At 62.9% G+C, this 16,083-nt stretch carries 13 protein-coding genes; 10 read left to right on the forward strand and 3 right to left on the reverse strand.

What is annotated here, in order from left to right:
- Positions 1-88 precede the first annotated feature (88 nt).
- Positions 89-496, forward strand: coding sequence for a c-type cytochrome (locus BV82_RS15370; protein ID WP_010223565.1), 408 nt, complete (start codon positions 89-91; stop codon positions 494-496).
- 203 nt (positions 497-699) lie between these two features.
- Here the strand turns inward: BV82_RS15370 and BV82_RS15375 are convergent, their stop codons facing one another.
- Entirely contained in the window at positions 700-1,599 is a 900-nt protein-coding gene (locus BV82_RS15375; RefSeq protein ID WP_010223566.1) for a proline iminopeptidase-family hydrolase, read from the reverse strand.
- A 96-nt stretch (positions 1,600-1,695) separates the two neighbouring features.
- Entirely contained in the window at positions 1,696-2,457 is a 762-nt protein-coding gene (locus BV82_RS15380; protein ID WP_010223567.1) for a LuxR family transcriptional regulator, read from the reverse strand.
- Between the two features lie 174 nt (positions 2,458-2,631).
- Between BV82_RS15380 and BV82_RS15385 the strand changes: the two genes are divergently transcribed.
- Genes BV82_RS15385 through BV82_RS15410 form a run of 6 tightly spaced genes read left to right on the forward strand, consistent with a single transcriptional unit; the run spans position 2,632 to position 8,860 of the window.
- Entirely contained in the window at positions 2,632-3,522 is an 891-nt protein-coding gene (locus BV82_RS15385) for a proline iminopeptidase-family hydrolase (RefSeq protein WP_010223568.1), read from the forward strand.
- Positions 3,523-3,525: 3 nt separating this feature from the next.
- The gene (locus BV82_RS15390) at positions 3,526-4,473 is read left to right on the forward strand and encodes an ABC transporter permease (RefSeq protein ID WP_010223569.1); all 948 of its coding nucleotides are present in this window, start codon (positions 3,526-3,528) and stop codon (positions 4,471-4,473) included.
- Positions 4,470-5,330 (forward strand): ABC transporter permease, encoded by an 861-nt coding sequence (locus BV82_RS15395; RefSeq protein WP_036995123.1) that lies wholly within the window; start codon positions 4,470-4,472, stop codon positions 5,328-5,330. Before BV82_RS15390 ends, BV82_RS15395 begins: the two co-directional genes overlap by 4 nt.
- Positions 5,327-6,313, forward strand: coding sequence for an ABC transporter ATP-binding protein (locus BV82_RS15400; RefSeq protein WP_036995126.1), 987 nt, complete (start codon positions 5,327-5,329; stop codon positions 6,311-6,313). The genes BV82_RS15395 and BV82_RS15400 overlap by 4 nt, the downstream gene beginning before the upstream one ends.
- A complete protein-coding gene (locus BV82_RS15405) occupies positions 6,310-7,284 on the forward strand; it encodes an ABC transporter ATP-binding protein (RefSeq protein ID WP_010223573.1) in 975 nt (324 codons plus the stop codon). The genes BV82_RS15400 and BV82_RS15405 overlap by 4 nt, the downstream gene beginning before the upstream one ends.
- Before the next feature lie 34 nt (positions 7,285-7,318).
- Positions 7,319-8,860 carry an ABC transporter substrate-binding protein gene (locus BV82_RS15410; protein WP_010223575.1) on the forward strand — a complete coding sequence of 514 codons (1,542 nt, stop codon included), beginning with the start codon at positions 7,319-7,321 and terminating at the stop codon, positions 8,858-8,860.
- A 185-nt stretch (positions 8,861-9,045) separates the two neighbouring features.
- On the opposite strand, the gene BV82_RS15415 is transcribed toward BV82_RS15410, so the two are convergent.
- On the reverse strand, positions 9,046-11,883 hold the full coding sequence (locus BV82_RS15415) for an AMP-binding protein (RefSeq protein ID WP_036995128.1): 2,838 nt from the start codon (positions 11,881-11,883) through the stop codon (positions 9,046-9,048).
- Between the two features lie 176 nt (positions 11,884-12,059).
- On the opposite strand from BV82_RS15415, the gene BV82_RS15420 reads away from it, so the two are divergent.
- The 3 genes from BV82_RS15420 (at position 12,060) to BV82_RS15430 (ending at position 15,465) form a co-directional block, all read left to right on the forward strand.
- Entirely contained in the window at positions 12,060-13,364 is a 1,305-nt protein-coding gene (locus tag BV82_RS15420) for an MFS transporter (protein ID WP_036995130.1), read from the forward strand.
- Positions 13,365-13,481: 117 nt separating this feature from the next.
- Positions 13,482-13,967, forward strand: a complete 486-nt coding sequence (locus BV82_RS15425) for a P-loop nucleotide/nucleoside kinase family protein (protein WP_010223580.1) — start codon at positions 13,482-13,484, stop codon at positions 13,965-13,967.
- Positions 13,968-14,250: 283 nt separating this feature from the next.
- Positions 14,251-15,465: an aldose 1-epimerase family protein gene (locus BV82_RS15430; protein ID WP_036995132.1), complete on the forward strand. Its 1,215-nt coding sequence runs from the start codon at positions 14,251-14,253 to the stop codon at positions 15,463-15,465.
- The last annotated feature ends 618 nt before the right edge of the window (positions 15,466-16,083 follow it).

Genomic DNA, 16,083 nt, shown 5'->3' on the forward strand with positions numbered 1-16,083 from the left:
GTAAAGACCCTAATGAACACTCTGGGTTCAAATGTTATCGAGCGCATTGAGCGTTGCATTGGTAACGCTGGGTTTGCCCTCGATGCGGATGCTACTCATACAACACGGACAAATAAAAATTAAAATACCATTCCTTGCTTTACTCGGGGTGTTTTCACTCATTCAAACATCACCCGCCCTCGCGGATAATACCAATGGGAAAAGTCTCTATTTACAGAGATGTGCCGTGTGTCACGGAGCAGATATCAAGGGGACAGGGCCATTGGCCAATAAAAGCAATCCGCCAACCCCTGACCTTACAACATCGGCTTTCAAGAGGCGGCTGAGTGATTACCCGGGTGTTATTGTATCTTCCATAATACTTCGCCCCAATGGAAACTTAATTCCAAAGACGTTGCAGGAGAACGGTGTAAAGATACCGCCGCACGCCTGGAGTGTTAAGGACCTGCGCGATCTACATCAATACATGAGTGGTGTGATTTCAAAAACACGATGATCTTGAGATGAGCAGCAGGTGCACGTCATGTACCGGGTTCGTGGCTTGCCCGCGGGGGGCTGAGCCCGAGGCTCGAAGGTGCAGCGATTGCCTGCATGGGAAGGTAGATTGGCGACGCAGGATTTTCTTCAACCTACACATGGAAAATCCTGCCTACACCAATCCTAAGGTAGTCATCGCCGGAATGAGGGCCGCTGCTAACGCTACAGGCTCTCGTCGAGGAACTTGACCACGGTACCCATGCAGGCCACCCGCTCCTCCACATGGGGCATGTGGCTGGAGTTCTCGAACAATGCCCAGCGGATGCCCGGGATCAGGTCTAAGTACGGCTTGACCACCAGCGGCGTGGCTTCGTCATGGCGTCCTGATATCAGCAGGCTCGGCACGTTGATCTGCGGCAGGCGGTCGACGATGGTCCAGTCCTTGGTGCTGCCAATGATGTGGAACTCGTTGGGTCCGGTCATGGCGTGGTACACGGTCGGGTCGGCATCGACCTGGGCGAAGGTGCGGGCCACCTCATCCGGCCAGGGGTTCAGGCGGCACACGTGACGGTCGTAGAACACCCGGGTGGCGGCGATGTAGTCGGCGGCGGTGTAGTCGCCCACGGCTTCATGGCGCAACAGTGTGGCCTGAACATCTTCGGGCAGCCTCTCGCGCAGGCGGTTGGCCTCCCTGACCCAGGTGCGCATATCTGCCGGCGAGTTGGCGATCACCAGGCAACGCAGGCCCGCCGGGCGCTGCACCGCGTGCTCGCTGGCCAGCATGCCACCCCAGGACTGGCCCAGCAGGGCGTAGCGGTCGCTGATGCCCAGGTGCTCGAGCAGGTTGTCGAGCTCTTCCATGAACAGTTTCACCGTCCAGAACGACGACGGCATCTGCGGCAGGTGGGTCGAACGGCCGTTGCCCAGCTGGTCATAGTGGATGACCGGATAGCCACCGGCCGCGACATCCTTGTAGGCATCGACATAATCGTAGGTGCAGCCCGGCCCGCCATGCAGGATGACCAGCGGAGTGCGACCACAATCCAGGTCACCCGTGACGCGGTACCAGGTCTGATAGTCGCCGAACGGGGCAAAACCTTCATGCGATTTGATGAGTTCCATTTCATCCGGCTCCGTGCGAATCGTGGAGCACACAATAGCCCTACGCACGACGAGGCATAACTAGAGAGTTCTCTAGGTTTTCGGATTTTTTACCACTCAATTGTCGAGCAGACGATAGTGCACCGCCCGGGCGACCGCCTGGACCCGGTTCTTCGCCCCCAGCTTGTGCATGGCCGAAGTCAGGTGCAGGGAGACCGTGGCCAGCGAGCGGGTGAGCATCTCGGCGATCTGCGCCGCGGTCAGGCCTTCGGCAGCCCAGCGCAGGCACTCGAGCTCACGGCGGGTCAGGCGGATTGCGCGGCTGGCGGCCTCCTTGCCCAGCAAGGGATAGGCCGCCTCCTGCAAAGCATGGGCGATCAGGCTGAAGTCGGCGAGGTGTTCCCGGGCATCGTCCAGGTCACGCTGACTGGCCTGGGGACGCAGGCCGGTCAGGGTCGCCAGCCCACCGCGCGGCAGGTGGATGGGCACGGTGACGCCGCAGGCCAGCTGCGCATCGAGCAGGTAACCGACCACCGGCGCATGGCGGCGATCGATCAGGCGCTGCAGGACGGTCTCGCCCTTGGGCAGGTACGACCAGGCGAACGGCGCGATGGAGGAAACGGCCAATTGCTGCACCGGGTCGATCTGGTAGAAGCCATCGGAGCACCAGAGGTCCTGCCAATCCCTCGGGGTCTGGCGCAGCCTGACCACGGAGGGGGTGATCAACTCGCCGAGGTGATCCAGCGGCACCGGGCTGTAGTCGTACACGAGGGCATCGAAGCCCAGTTGCGCCGCCAGCTCGGCGACGCTGTCCATCTGTTCGTCCAGGTTACTGTCCGACGCCAGACGGGTATGGAGATCAGCCAGCTTGGCCTGCATTCCTTACACTCCCTGTGTATACCCTGTTGGATTTCCATCTTGAAGTCCGCCGAGTAGAATGCCACGGCTCGGCGCGGGACTGCCAGACAAAACCTATAAGAAATACTAGCTTGTAGGCGGCGCACTCTCCTGTGCAGGGTATAGCTGTAAGCCATGGCCAACAGGAGAGTAGCGATGTGGCGTGAGATGCAACCTGACCAGCAGTTCAACGTATCGGTCGATGGCCACAATCTCGTGGTGTACAGCTTTGGCGAAGGGGACGAGGTGCTGCTGTGCCTCAACGGCGGGCCGGGCCTGCCCTGCGACTACCTTCGCGATGCCCATGCCTGGCTCAAGGACAAGGGCATCCGCGTGGTCGCCTTCGACCAGTTGGGGACCGGCGCCTCCGACCGCCCCGACGACGACAGCCTGTGGAACATCACCCGCTACGTGGCCGAGGTCGAGCAGGTCCGCCAGGCCCTGGACCTGGGCCGCGTACACATGCTGGGACATTCCTGGGGCGGCTGGCTGGCGATCGAATACGCCATCCACCACCCGCAGTCGCTGAAAACCCTCATTCTGGAAAACACCGTCGGCGACATCCCGCACCTGATCAGCGAGCTGGAACGCCTGCGCAGTGCCCTGGGCAGCGAAACCGTGGCGATGATGCAGCGCTACGAGGCCCAGGGAAACCTCGACCATCCCCAGTACCAGGCAGCCATCACCCTGCTCAACTACCGTCACGTGTGCCGCCTCGACGAGTGGCCGGCGCCGGTCAATCGCTCGCTGGGCGACTGGAACATGGGCCCCTACACCACCATGCAGGGCCCCAACGAATTCCTCTATATCGGCAACCTCAAGGACTGGAACCGCCTGGAGCAAATGCGCGAGTTCCAGATGCCGGTCCTGATCACCACCGGCCAGCACGACGAACTGTCCCCCGCCTGCGCCCTGCGCATGAAACTGGCACTGCATGACCAGACCGAGCTGCACGTGTTCCCCAACAGCAGCCACATGCCGTTCTACGAAGAGCCGCAAGCCTACTTCCCGGTGTTGCTGGATTTCCTGCAGCGCAACCGGGGCTGATCGATGAACCTGGCACGCTACCGGTTCGTCTTGATCCGGCCGTTGCAACTGCTGCCGGTGCTGCTGGGTATCAGCATCATCACCTTCGTGCTGGTCCGTTCGATTCCGGGCGATCCGGCGCGGGTGCTGCTGGGTGCGCGCAGCACCCCGGATGCGATCCAGAAGATCCGTGCCCAGTTTGGCCTGGACGAGCCGATCTGGATGCAGTACCTGTACTTCCTGAAGAACCTGCTCAACGGCGACCTGGGCAAATCGCTGCTGTACAAGATCGACGCCCTGCCCCTGATCGCCAGCCGCATCGAGCCCACCCTGATGCTGGTACTGGGCAGCGTGCTGCTGGCACTGCTCATCGCCGTGCCGCTAGCCACGCTTGCCGCCCGCAACAAGGGCGGCTGGACCGACAACCTGATCCGCCTGTTCACCACCGCCGGCCTGGGCCTGCCGGCCTTCTGGCTGGGCCTGATGCTGATCCTGCTGTTCAGCGTGCACTGGGGGCTGTTCCCGGTATCCGGTTATGGCCGGACCTGGGCCGACAAGCTGCATCACCTGGTGCTGCCCTGCCTGACCATCGCCCTGGCGCTCTCGGCGGTACTGGTGCGCAACCTGCGCGCCAGCATCCTGCTGGAGATGCAGGCCGACCACGTCACCGCGGCCCGCGCCCGCGGCCTTGGCGAAGGCGCGCTGCTGCGGCGCCACATCTTGCCCAACTCCATGGTGCCGACGATCAACCTGCTGGCGGTCAACATCGGCTGGCTGATCAGTGGCACCGTGGTAATCGAGAGCCTGTTCTCCCTGCCCGGCATCGGCCAGTTGCTGGTGCGCGGCATCTTCACCCGCGACTACATGGTGGTCCAGGGCGTGGCCATGGTGCTGGCCTGTGCCACGGTGGCGGTGAACTTCATCGCCGACGTGGCGACCACCGCCCTCGATCCGCGGGTGAAGATCCAATGAGCCACAGTCCCAGCCCCACGCTTTCCCTCCGCTGGCGCCTGGTCTGGAGCCTGCGCAACGGTCGTCTGACCCTGTACTGCGGCCTCGCCATCGTCCTCGGCTGGTGCCTGCTGGCGCTGTGCGCACCATGGATCGCCCCGTTCGACCCGCTGATGCAGAACGGCGAGCTGCGCCTGGCCGCCCCCAGCCTGGCGCACCCCTTCGGCACCGACAATTTCGGCCGCGACGTGCTGTCGCGAGTGATCTGGGGGGCGCGCATCGACTTGCAGATGGCCCTGATCGGGGTGATCTTTCCGTTCCTGCTGGGCACCTGCATCGGCGCCATTTCCGGCTACATCGGCGGCTTGCTGGACAACGCCTGCATGCGCCTGATCGACATCGTCCTGGCCTTCCCCTTCCTGGTGCTGATGCTGGCGATCATGGCCATTCTCGGCCCGGGCCTTGGCAGCTTCTATATCGCCATGGCCCTGGTCGGCTGGGTGTCCTATGCACGGCTGATCCGCTCACAGATCCTCGTGCTCAAGCAAAGCGACTTCGCCCTGGCCGCCAGGAGCCTGGGCTTCAGCCACCGGCGCACGCTGTTCGGCCACCTGCTGCCCAATGCCCTGTTCGGCTCGGTTGTGTTCTGCATGTCGGACGCGGTGCTGGTGCTGCTCAACGGCGCCGCCGTCAGCTACCTGGGCCTTGGCGTGCAGCCACCGACCCCGGAGTGGGGCTCGATGGTGGCCGAGGGCCAGAGCTTCATCACCATCGCCTGGTGGATCTGTACCTTCCCGGGCCTTGCCGTGGTGACCCTGGCCATGGGCTTCAGCCTGCTGGCCGATGGCGTCGCCGAACGCCTTGGAGACCGCTCATGAGCACACCGCTGCTGCAGGTCCGGGAGCTAAGCGTGATCGCCCGCAACGGCCTGCGCGAGATCACCCTGGTCGAGCGCCTGTCTTTCGACCTTGGCCAGGGCGAGATCCTCGGCCTGGTGGGCGAAAGCGGCTCGGGCAAGACCCTGGCCTGCCGTGCCCTCATGCGCCTGCTGCCCTCGCCGAACCTGCGGATCGAGGGCAAGGCCGTGCACCTGGCGGGCCACGACCTGCTGCAACTGGACGAGGCCGGCATGCGCCGCCTACGCGGACGCGAGCTGGGCATGATCTTCCAGAACCCCAGCAGCCACCTGGACCCGCTGATGCGCATCGGCGAGCAGATCGCCGAGGGCATCCGCCTGCACCAGGGCGCCTCGCGCCGCGAGGCTCGGGCCGAGGCCATCGAAGTGCTGCGCCAGGTCGGCATTCCCGATCCCAAATCTCGGGTGGACAACTACCCTCACGAGTTCTCCGGCGGCATGCGCCAGCGGGCGATGATCGCCGTGGCCCTGGGCTGCAACCCGAAAGTGCTGATCGCCGACGAGCCGACCACGGCCCTGGACGTCACCGTGCAGGCGCAGATCCTGCGCCTGCTGCTGGAGTTGCGTGACCGTCGCGGCTTGTCGATGATCCTGATCAGCCACGACCTGGGAGTGGTGGCGCAGACCTGCGACAGCATCGCCGTGATGTACGCCGGACGTCTCTGCGAGCACGGCGCCAAGCACCAGCTGCTGGCCCATCCACGCCACCCGTACAGTGCCGGGCTGCTGGCCTGCCACCCCGCGGCGCAACGCCAGGTGCGGCTGATGAACACCATTGCCGGGCAACCGCCCCTGCTCGATGCCCTGCCCCCGGGCTGTCGCTTCGAGCCGCGCTGCGCCCAGGCCCTGCCGAGGTGCCGGGAGCAACTGCCGGAGCTGCGTGAGAGCGGCCCCGGCCACCGCCTGGCCTGCCACACCCCGCTGCTGGCCGCAGGCCTGTCATGACCACGCTGTTGCAGGTCAAGGACCTGCATGTGCAGTTTTCCGCCGCCGGAGGCGGCCTGTTCGGCCTGCGCCCACGCAAAGTCAACGCGGTCAACGGCGCCTCGCTGACCCTCGCCGCCGGCCAGACCCTCGGCCTGGTGGGCGAATCGGGCTGCGGCAAGAGCACCCTGGCCCGGGCCATCCTGCAACTGAACCCGGTCACCGCCGGGCAAGTGGTGTTCGACGGCATCGACATGACCCAGGGCCGCAAGGTCGATATCGCCCGCCTGCGCCGCGAGACTGCGATGATCTTCCAGGACCCGTACAGCGCGCTCAATCCAGGCCAGCGCATCGGCCAGATCCTCGCCGAAGTCCTGCAGGTGCAGCGCAAGGTGCCCGCCGAGCGGATCCCGGCGCGGGTCGTCGAACTGCTCGAGCTGGTCGGCCTGCACCCCGAGATGGCCGAACGCAAGCCCGGCTCGCTCAGCGGCGGCCAGTGCCAACGGGTCGGCATCGCCCGAGCCCTGGCCATCGAGCCGCGGCTGATCGTCGCCGACGAATGCGTCGCTGCCCTGGACGTGTCGATCCAGGGGCAGATCATCAACCTGCTGCTGACGCTGCGCGAACGCATGGGCCTGGCGCTGCTGTTCATCACCCACGACCTGGGCGTGGTGCGCCGGTTGTGCGACCGGGTGGCGGTGATGTACCTGGGGCAGATTGTCGAGGAAGGCCCGGTGGACGAGGTGTTCGACGCGCCCCATCACCCCTACACTGCCGCGCTGATCCAGTCGATCGCCGACATCGACCCGGCCCGCCGCCTGCCAGAACGCCCCCTGGCCGGCGAGCCACCGAGCCCGCTGCACCTGCCGTCGGGTTGCGCCTTCCACCCACGCTGCCCGCAGGCGCTGCCTACCTGCAGCGAAACCGCGCCGCCCAGCCACTCACAGGGTGCCCGGCGCCATGCCTGCATCCATCCGCGACCGCCGTACTGACACAACAACCATGACCATCAAACGGAGCTTGAGCATGAAACCTACAGCATTGAAGCTACTCACCGCCGCCGTCCTGGCCGCCAGCACCCTGGCCACCGGCACAACCCTGGCAGCCGGCGTGCTGACCATCGGCTGCCGTGAGGAGAGCACTACCTTCGACCCGATCAAGAGCGCACAGAACCGCGACAGCTGGGTCTTCGCCAACGTCTACGACGTGCTGATCCGGGTCGACAACAGCGGCACCCGGCTGGTCCCGGGCCTGGCCGAAAGCTGGAAGGTCTCCGACGACGGCCTGACCTACACCTTCAAGATCCGCGAAGCCAAGTTCTCCGATGGCTCGCCACTGAGCGCCAGCGATGCGGCGTTCTCCCTGCTGCGCATCCGCGACAACCCCGGCTCGCTGTGGGCCGACTCCTACAAGATCATCGACAAGGCCGACGCCCCGGACGACCGCACCCTGGTGGTGACCCTGAAGAGCAAGTCGGTGCCGTTCCTCTCGCAACTGGCCACCGCCAACGTCTCGATCCTGTCGAAAAAAGCCATGGACGCGATCGGCGAGGACGCCTACGCCCAGGAGCCGGTGACCTCCGGTGCCTTCAAGGTCAAGGAGTGGCTGCGCGGTGACCGGGTGATCCTGGAAAAGAACCCGCACTTCTGGGAGGCCGACAAGGTCAGCCTGGATGGCGTGGAGTGGATCTCCATCCCCGACGACAACACCCGCATGCTCAAGGTCCAGGCCGGCGAACTGGACTCGGCGATCTTCGTGCCCTTCTCCCGTGTCGATACCCTGCGCAAGGACCCGAGCCTGACCATTCACATCGACCCGTCGACCCGTGAGGACCACCTGCTGATCAACCACGAGAAGGGGTTGCTGGGGCAGGTCGAGGTGCGCGAGGCTATCGACCTGGCGATCGACAAGAAGGCCCTGGTGGACACCGTGACCTTCGGCCATGGCGACGTGGCCTATTCGTACATTCCCAAGGGCGCGCTCTATCACAACGCCAACAACCTACAACGCCCCTTCGACCCGGCCAAGGCCCGCGAGCTGCTGAAGAAGGCTGGCGCCGAGGGGCTCAAGGTCAACTATGTCGTCAACGCCGGCAACGAGGCCGACGAGCAGATCGCCGTGCTGGTGCAGAAGCAGTTGGCCGATGTCGGCATCACCGCCAACCTGCAGAAGGTCGACCCGACCCAGAGCTGGCAGATGCTGGTCGATGGCGATTACGACCTGTCGGTGATGTACTGGACCAACGACGTGCTGGACCCGGACCAGAAGACCACCTTCGTGCTCGGTCACGACACCAACATGAACTACATGACCCGCTACCACAACGACAAGGTCAAGGACCTGGTGGCCGCGGCCCGGGTGGAGATCGACCCGAGCAAACGCAAGCAGATTTACCAGGAACTACAGAAGCAGGCCAAACAGGATGTCCATTGGATCGATCTGTACTACAGCCCCTACATCAATATTTCGCGCAGCAATATCCAGAACTTCCTGCAAAACCCGCTGGGGCGCTTCACCCTGGAAGAGACAGTGAAACTGGAAGCAGGTGAAAAGACCGCGCAAAACTGAAGCCGCCAATGCTGGGGCTTGCAACCGTCACGGTGTTGGCCTGGGTGTTGGAGTGTGCTATTGCTCGGCACCTGCAGCCGCCCTGGTCAGCTCGTGTCGGTGATGATTGATCCAATCCAGTTTCGCTGTTGACGTATGCCACGCTATAACCGGCCCTGGACAGACGACGACAGCACAGTAGTCGCCTATCCAGCGCGCTGGGCGCGTTCCGATTCATCCAGATGCTCTAGCAGCATCGCTATCGTCGTGTCCCGCAGCTTGATTGCCGCCGTCCAGTCCGGCCCTTGCGCCAACAGCGGCGAGCAGACGTTGACGTGAATTGCACCGTAACGCGGGAACCACTGACCGTCGCGCAGCACCCGGCGCGTGCCGCGGATTGCGACCGGCAGCAGCGGCACGCCGGTACGCGCGGCGAGCACGAAGGCACCCATGTGGAACGTTCGCAAGCCTGGCTCGCGGGTGAAGGTTCCCTCGGGGAAGAACACCAGCGGCTGGCCAGCCTCTAGCGCCTCGGCCAGGTGCCCGGTGTCCGCGGCGCTGCGCTGCAGGTCGAAGCGTTCGACGAAGCGGGCACCGAGCTTGCGCAGGAACCGGCCGGCGATCCACTGTCCAGCCAGTTCGCGCTTGGCAACGAAGCTGAATCGCGGCGGCAGGGCCGCGCAGAGCATGACGCCGTCGAGGTAGCTGGCATGGTTTACCGCCAGCACGCTCGCCCCAGACTCAGGCAGGTGCTCCAGCCCTGTGACGCTGAACGGCACACCCGTCAACCACACGAACAGCCGTGCGGCCGCGCGGGTAAAGCTGCGGCACCAACGCTGGCGCGGCAGGAGCGCGACGCCCAGCCAGGTCAGTGGGGTGACCAACCAGAACAGCAGCCAGATGTAAGCGGCATATAGCGCCGTGCGGCCGCTCCGCCAGCTGCGACGGAAATGCCCGCGTACGGCCTGCAGCACCAGGCGCAGCAGCTGGCGCCACACAGCGAGGTGTGGCCGGCCTACTTCACCGCGCTCATACAGTTCGCGACTGGCAGCACGGCGAATCTTGCCGCTGGAGGTTTTCAGTACGCTATGCGGCGGTGCCAGCACGATATCGTCGGGCGACACCCCGGTGAGGTCGACCACGATGCGGTTGACCTCCTGCTGCAGGCGTTGCCGCGCGGCAGCTTCCTTCTCGTAGCTTTCGGCCAACACCACCAGGCGCTCGGTGCCGGTGGCCGGGTCAGGACTGCCGAACACCGCAATGCAGCCTTTGCGCAGACCGGGCAAGTTGCCGACCGCCGCTTCGACATCGTAGGGGTAGATGTTGCGCCCGGCCCGAATGATCAGATCCTTGGCGCGGCCGGTCAGGTAGACCTCTCCAGCGGCCATGTAGGCGAAGTCGAGCGAGTCGATCCAGCCATCGCGCAACACCCGGCGGGTCTCTTCGGGGTTACGGTAATAGCCTGCGGTGGTAGATGGCCCAGTGAATTGCAGGTGACCTTCGCTGCGCTCGGGGAGCTCGACCCCGCGACCATCGACGATACGAATCTGATGCCCCGGCAACGGCCGGCCGCTGGAGACAAAGCGCAGCGTTGCGCTGGCGTCCGCTTCGGCGGGCAGTGCAGTGCCACGGGTCTGGAACGCCTCTCGCTGCACCCGGTCGATCAGCGGCCCTCGGCCCAAGGGAGGAAAGGCTACGCCCAAGGTGGCCTCGGCCAGCCCATAGACAGGCGTCAACGCAGTGGGCGCCAGACCGTAGCGTACGAAGCGCTCGGTAAAGCGCTGCAAGGTATCCGGGCTGACCGGTTCGGCACCGTTGAAGGCCAGCCGCCAACTGCTCAGGTTCAGGCCCTCGAGGTCACTGTCAGCGAGTTTGTTCAGGCACAGTTCGTAGGCGAAATTGGGCGCCGCCGACAAGGTGCCGCGCAAGCTATCGATGGCCCTTAGCCAACGCTCCGGCCGTGCCAGGAAAGCCAGCGGTGACATCAGCACCAGGTTGTAGCCGTAATACAGGCTGCCCAGCCAGGCACCGATCAAGCCCATGTCGTGGTACATGGGCAGCCAGCTGACGAACACGTCCTGCGGGCCCACCTTCAGCGCCCTGCCCATGGCGCGCAGATTGGCCAGCAGATTGGCATGGCTGACCATCACGCCCTTGGGCTGGCCAGTGCTACCCGAGGTGTACTGCAGGAAGGCGATGTCATCCGGTTGCCGCAACGGTGTGACACACTCGCCCCCCTCGCCCGTCAACTCGGCCACGCTGGCGATACGGACCAGGCTCGGGACCTGCGGCCGGAGCAGGCGGGCGAGCAGCTTCGCTTGCGTCACGGTAATCAGCACTTTGGCCTCGGCGTTGTGCAGGATGCCGGCCTGGCGGCGCAGATGCTCCTCTATCTGCGACAGGCGCAGCGGCGGGTAGATGGGCACCGGCACCCCACCGGCCAACAGGATGCCGAGAAAACCCTGGAGAAAGTCGCGGCCTGTGGGCAGCATCAGGGCCACGGTCTGACCGGCCCGCAAGCCACTGCGTTGCAGCCCTGCGGCAACGGCCAGGGCGCCCTGGTGCAAGGCGCCATAGCTGATCGCTTCCTGCTGGTCACCTTCACCTAGCAGGCGTACGTGGAGATGCTGCGGCTGATGACGCACATGCCAGTCCAGTACCTCGATCAGGGTCCGCGCGGCGTCCGGCGTCTGCACCGTTGCTGTCAGGGCTTCGCTAGCGTCACTGGCGGGCAACGGACGGACGGCCTCGGCGCCATGACTGCTGTGCAGCACGCGCAGTACATCGGCGGGGGTGTCCGCCGAGGCGAACAGGTGTTCTGGCAAACGCACACCGAATTCGTGCTCGATACGTGACCACAGTTCGACTCGAGCCAGGCTGTCGACGCCCAGGTCCCGGTCCAGCACGCTGTGCAAGGTAACGTGCACCCCTTCTGCCGCTTGCGGGTGCAGCTCGACCACAGTGCGCTGGACAATTTCGAGCAATTTTTCCGCGCCCCCATCGTAATGGGGAACGGCGCGGGGGTCTGGAGGCGGACGAGACATCGGCGGCCCCTCATGACAGGAAACTCTGCGTGTAAATCCTTGCCAATTGCCATTATACGCTCGCAGGAAGGGTGGGCCAGGGCTAGGCTCAATACCAGTCGGTTAAGGACGTTGAGACGAACATTGCACCTGTGGCGAGGGCTTTACCCTCGCCACAGCCCTGTAGAGGGATCGCCATGCCAGCCAGCCTTGCCCCCGGAGTGACACGCCGAGAACTCTGGGCCTGGGCGATGTTTGATTTCGCCAACTCCGGCTACACGACGGTGGTGATCACCGCCGTGTTCAACGCCTACTTCGTCGCCGTGGTCGCCAAAGGCGAAGCCTGGGGTACGCTGGCCTGGACCAGCGCCATAGCCCTCTCTTACGCCCTGATCATCCTGAGCGCGCCGCTGGTTGGCGCCTATGCCGACGCCTTCGCCTGCAAGAAACGCCTGCTGCTGTTCAGTACCGTCGGTTGTGTCGTATTTACCGCTGGACTCGCGCTGGCAGGACCCGGGGAACTCGGTGTCGCGATCCTTTTCATCGTGCTATCCAACTTCTGTTTCGGCAGCGGCGAAAACCTGATCGCCGCCTTCCTGCCCGAACTCGCCCGTGTGGAGGCCTTGGGCAAGGTGTCCGGCTGGGGCTGGGGATTCGGCTATATCGGTGGCCTGTTCAGCCTGGGCGCCTGCCTGGCCTTCGTCAGCTGGGCCCAGGCGCAGGGCCAGACTGCGGCGCAGTTCGTGCCGGTGTGCATGCTGATCACCGCGTCCTTGTTCGCCGTCGCCAGCCTGCCGACCTTCCTGTTCCTGCGCGAACGCAGCCAGCCGCAGCCCGTGTGCGGCGACATGCCTGTCGCACAAGCGGTGCTGGCGCGCTTCGCGCAGACGCTACGCGAAGCCGGGCGCTATCGCGACCTGCTGCGCTTTCTTGCCTGCACGGTCTGCTACCAGGCCGGTATCTCGGCCGTGATCACCCTGGCTGCCATCTATGCCAATCAGGTCATGGGCTTCAGTACCCAAGACACGCTGCTGCTGATACTAGTGGTGAATATCACGGCCTCCATCGGTGCAGTGCTGTTCGGTTGGCTGCAGGACCGCCTCGGCCATCGCGCCACCTTGGCGCTGACCTTGCTGGGCTGGCTGGGCATGGTCGCTCTGGTCTGGGTCGCGCGCGGCCCCGGGCTGTTCTGGCTGGCCGCCAACCTTGCCGGTCTGTGCATGGGCGCCAGCCAATCGGCCGGACGGGCGATAGTCGGCCTGCTTGCGCCGCCGACACGGCTGGCGGAGTTCTTCGGCCTCTGGGGGCTGGCGGTCAAACTGTCGGCAATCCTCGGCCCGATGACTTACGGCCTGACCAGTTGGCTGTCCGCAGGCGATCACCGCCTGGCGATGCTGATTACTGGCAGCTATTTCGTCGTCGGTCTGCTGATCCTGGCGGGAGTCGACCTGAAGCGCGGGCGGCAGGTCGCTGTCAGCCGTACCGAGCGTCTCGACACGTGAGCGTGTGATGGAGAACTCATTGCGTATAAAGAACCAACTCGCTCCTGAATGTCGGCTCGGTTGTTGCTTAGACACTTTTCAATAAGCATCATCGGGGTTCGACAAGGAGACGTCCCCATGACCAAACCAGTGCTTCATCTCATGTCAGGCAAGATTGCTTCCGGCAAATCAACGCTGGCCAAAAGCTTGGCAGCCGAACGATCCGCAATCCTGCTGAGTGAGGATCATTGGCTCTCACGGCTTTACCCTGATCAGATCAAGTCAGTGACCGATTATGTGCGCCTTGCACGCCAGATGCGGGAAGTACTGGGCCCGCTCGTCATCGATGTCCTGAAGGCTGGCGTGACTGTGGTTTTGGATTTTCCCGCTAATACTCCTCAAGATCGACAATGGTTGCGTGACTTGGCTGATGCAGCCGAGGTTTCTCATTGTGTCCATTACATCGAGGTGGACGATGACACCTGTCGAGACAGGTTGCATCTTCGCAACAACCGCGCCGAACATGAGTTTGCGGCGACTGACGCGGAGTTCGATCTGATCACTAGCTACTTTCGCGCCCCGGATGAGGGTGAGGGGCTCCAGATTGAAGTTCATCGTCTTTGACGGGCAGTAACATCGTGAGGCTGGGTTATCTAAAATCGTTTTTGGGGCAGCTTTGGATCGAAAGCATCACTCGCAAACGACAGCTAACGACCCAAAGCGGTCAAGCAACCTGTGTACCGTAATCGCTGCCGCAGGCTGCGCTGGCCAACAAATGCGCCGAAGATTTCTGGCGTAGTTGATCTCCAAATGATTCCTGACATTTGCCGGAAGCCTCACTTATTCAGCTTGCTGAAACGTTTCTGTAAGTCTATAAAAAGGCACAACTCCAAGAAAGGCTGCTGCCATGTCCCCCCTCAAACTCTTCGTTGCTCTCAGCGCCCTGTCCGCGGCCTCCCACGCCATGGCCTGGGATTACGTCCTGCTCGACACCGAAAAAGCCGCCCAGAACTGGCAGATCACTAGCCAGCTACTTGGCGTAAAAACCGATAAGCCCTTCAGCGTTACCCTGCGCACCTTGCACGGAGGTCGGCAGGAGGGTGTCAGCATTGTCGACATCGATAACGGTACGATGAAACTTTCGGTAGTGCCGACTCGCGGAATGAACGTCTTGCAGGCCTCGGTCGGTAATGTGCGCATGGGCTGGGATTCGCCGGTCAAGGAAGTGGTCAACCCGTCCTTCATCGAACTCAATGGGCGCAATGGTCTAGGCTGGCTGGAAGGTTTCAACGAGCTGGTCGCCCGCTGCGGTTACGAATGGGTCGGCCACCCCGGCGTCGACAACGGCGAACTGCTGACCCTGCACGGCCGGGCCGCCAACATTCCTGCGAACAAAGTCACCCTGCACATCGATGAGAAACCACCGTACGCCATCACCTTGCGTGGCGAACTGAAAGAGCAGGTATTCAAGAAGGTCGACTTCTCCGTCGCTACCGAAGTGGTCACCGAACCCGGCAGCGTGGGGTTCACCCTCAACGACACCCTAACCAACAACGGCGACTATCCGAAGGAATACCAGGCGCTGTATCACAGCAACTTCAGCACCCCGTTCCTGGAACAGGACGCTCGTTTCGCCGCGCCGGTGAAACAGGTGTCGCCGTTCAACGACAAGGCCAGGGGCGATCTGCCCGACTGGCAAGTCTACCGCGCACCCACCAAGGACTATGACGAAACGGTGTATAACGTGGTGCCGTATGCCGATGCCAAGGGCGATACGTTGGCCGTGTTGTATAACAAGGCAGGCAGCCTGGGCGTTTCAGTCGGTTTCAATACTCGGACACTGCCCGTGTTTTCCCTGTGGAAAAATACCGATACCCAAGGCCAGGGCTATGTCACAGGGCTGGAGCCAGGAACGAGTTTTTCCTACAACCGCCGTTACCAGCGGCCACTGAACCTGGTGCCGACAATCGGGCCGAAGGAACACAGGCAGTTCCACATCAGCTACAGCTTATTGACGGATAAGGCGGCTGTGGACAAGGCCTTGAAACAGGTGGGCGAGATCCAGGGTGGGCGCGAAACCGAGGTGCGGCAGACGCCGCTGGTTGATCTGACCAAGGGGTAACGCCGGCCAGATGGGTCAATAGCAGCCGTTCGCGACAGACGGCTCTCGACCCATAGCTGACAGCGTCGACCGGTTGAATCCACTGCCAGAAGCGGACAAAGCCGTGGCAAATGGATGGCATGGGCCTGCTATGCTAAGTCCTCGCAAGTTATTGTGCTTGCCGTCACCAATAAGCATGTCAGTAATCAGGATTGTCACATGCATCACATCATCGGTTTATATACCTCGAAAAAAACAGAGCAATTGTGGCAGCTAGACGCTCAAGACCAAATTGTTTTCAGATCTGATTGCTTTCATTCGTCTGGTTATTTTTACCTGATAGCACCTGCTTTTGAACGATATGCTCAAAGAGATGCAGGGATGAGCATTACGTCAATAAACGTAAAATTCTGCCTCAGAAGTGACGATCTAAATAACGCATTGGAAATTCTGAACAACTTCGAAATGCAGCTGTATCGGCGTCCCACAAGCTGGCGGGAATATCTAGGTGAAGTTCAGTATCCCAGGCAACCACGGCGGCCGATTCAACCGCTGTTATTCAGGGGGCGGCTATCTCGGCTTATCCATAAGCTGCGAACGTTAGTGGTTAAAGCTCAAGCCCTGGATGCGGGCCTTGTG

It is taken from the genome of Pseudomonas donghuensis, from assembly GCF_000696345.2.
GTDB classification, from domain to species: Bacteria; Pseudomonadota; Gammaproteobacteria; order Pseudomonadales; family Pseudomonadaceae; genus Aquipseudomonas; species Aquipseudomonas donghuensis.

Excerpts from the sequence above, each read along its gene's own strand:
- BV82_RS15375 (WP_010223566.1), bottom strand. The coding sequence starts at position 1,599 with ATGGAACTCATCAAATCGCATGAAGGTTTTGCCCCGTTCGGCGACTAT.
- BV82_RS15395 (WP_036995123.1), top strand. The coding sequence starts at position 4,470 with ATGAGCCACAGTCCCAGCCCCACGCTTTCCCTCCGCTGGCGCCTGGTC.
- BV82_RS15425 (WP_010223580.1), top strand. The coding sequence starts at position 13,482 with ATGACCAAACCAGTGCTTCATCTCATGTCAGGCAAGATTGCTTCCGGC.
- BV82_RS15380 (WP_010223567.1), bottom strand. The coding sequence starts at position 2,457 with ATGCAGGCCAAGCTGGCTGATCTCCATACCCGTCTGGCGTCGGACAGT.
- BV82_RS15420 (WP_036995130.1), top strand. The coding sequence starts at position 12,060 with ATGCCAGCCAGCCTTGCCCCCGGAGTGACACGCCGAGAACTCTGGGCC.
- BV82_RS15385 (WP_010223568.1), top strand. The coding sequence starts at position 2,632 with ATGTGGCGTGAGATGCAACCTGACCAGCAGTTCAACGTATCGGTCGAT.
- BV82_RS15405 (WP_010223573.1), top strand. The coding sequence starts at position 6,310 with ATGACCACGCTGTTGCAGGTCAAGGACCTGCATGTGCAGTTTTCCGCC.
- BV82_RS15410 (WP_010223575.1), top strand. The coding sequence starts at position 7,319 with ATGAAACCTACAGCATTGAAGCTACTCACCGCCGCCGTCCTGGCCGCC.
- BV82_RS15400 (WP_036995126.1), top strand. The coding sequence starts at position 5,327 with ATGAGCACACCGCTGCTGCAGGTCCGGGAGCTAAGCGTGATCGCCCGC.
- BV82_RS15390 (WP_010223569.1), top strand. The coding sequence starts at position 3,526 with ATGAACCTGGCACGCTACCGGTTCGTCTTGATCCGGCCGTTGCAACTG.
- BV82_RS15430 (WP_036995132.1), top strand. The coding sequence starts at position 14,251 with ATGTCCCCCCTCAAACTCTTCGTTGCTCTCAGCGCCCTGTCCGCGGCC.
- BV82_RS15370 (WP_010223565.1), top strand. The coding sequence starts at position 89 with ATGCTACTCATACAACACGGACAAATAAAAATTAAAATACCATTCCTT.
- BV82_RS15415 (WP_036995128.1), bottom strand. The coding sequence starts at position 11,883 with ATGTCTCGTCCGCCTCCAGACCCCCGCGCCGTTCCCCATTACGATGGG.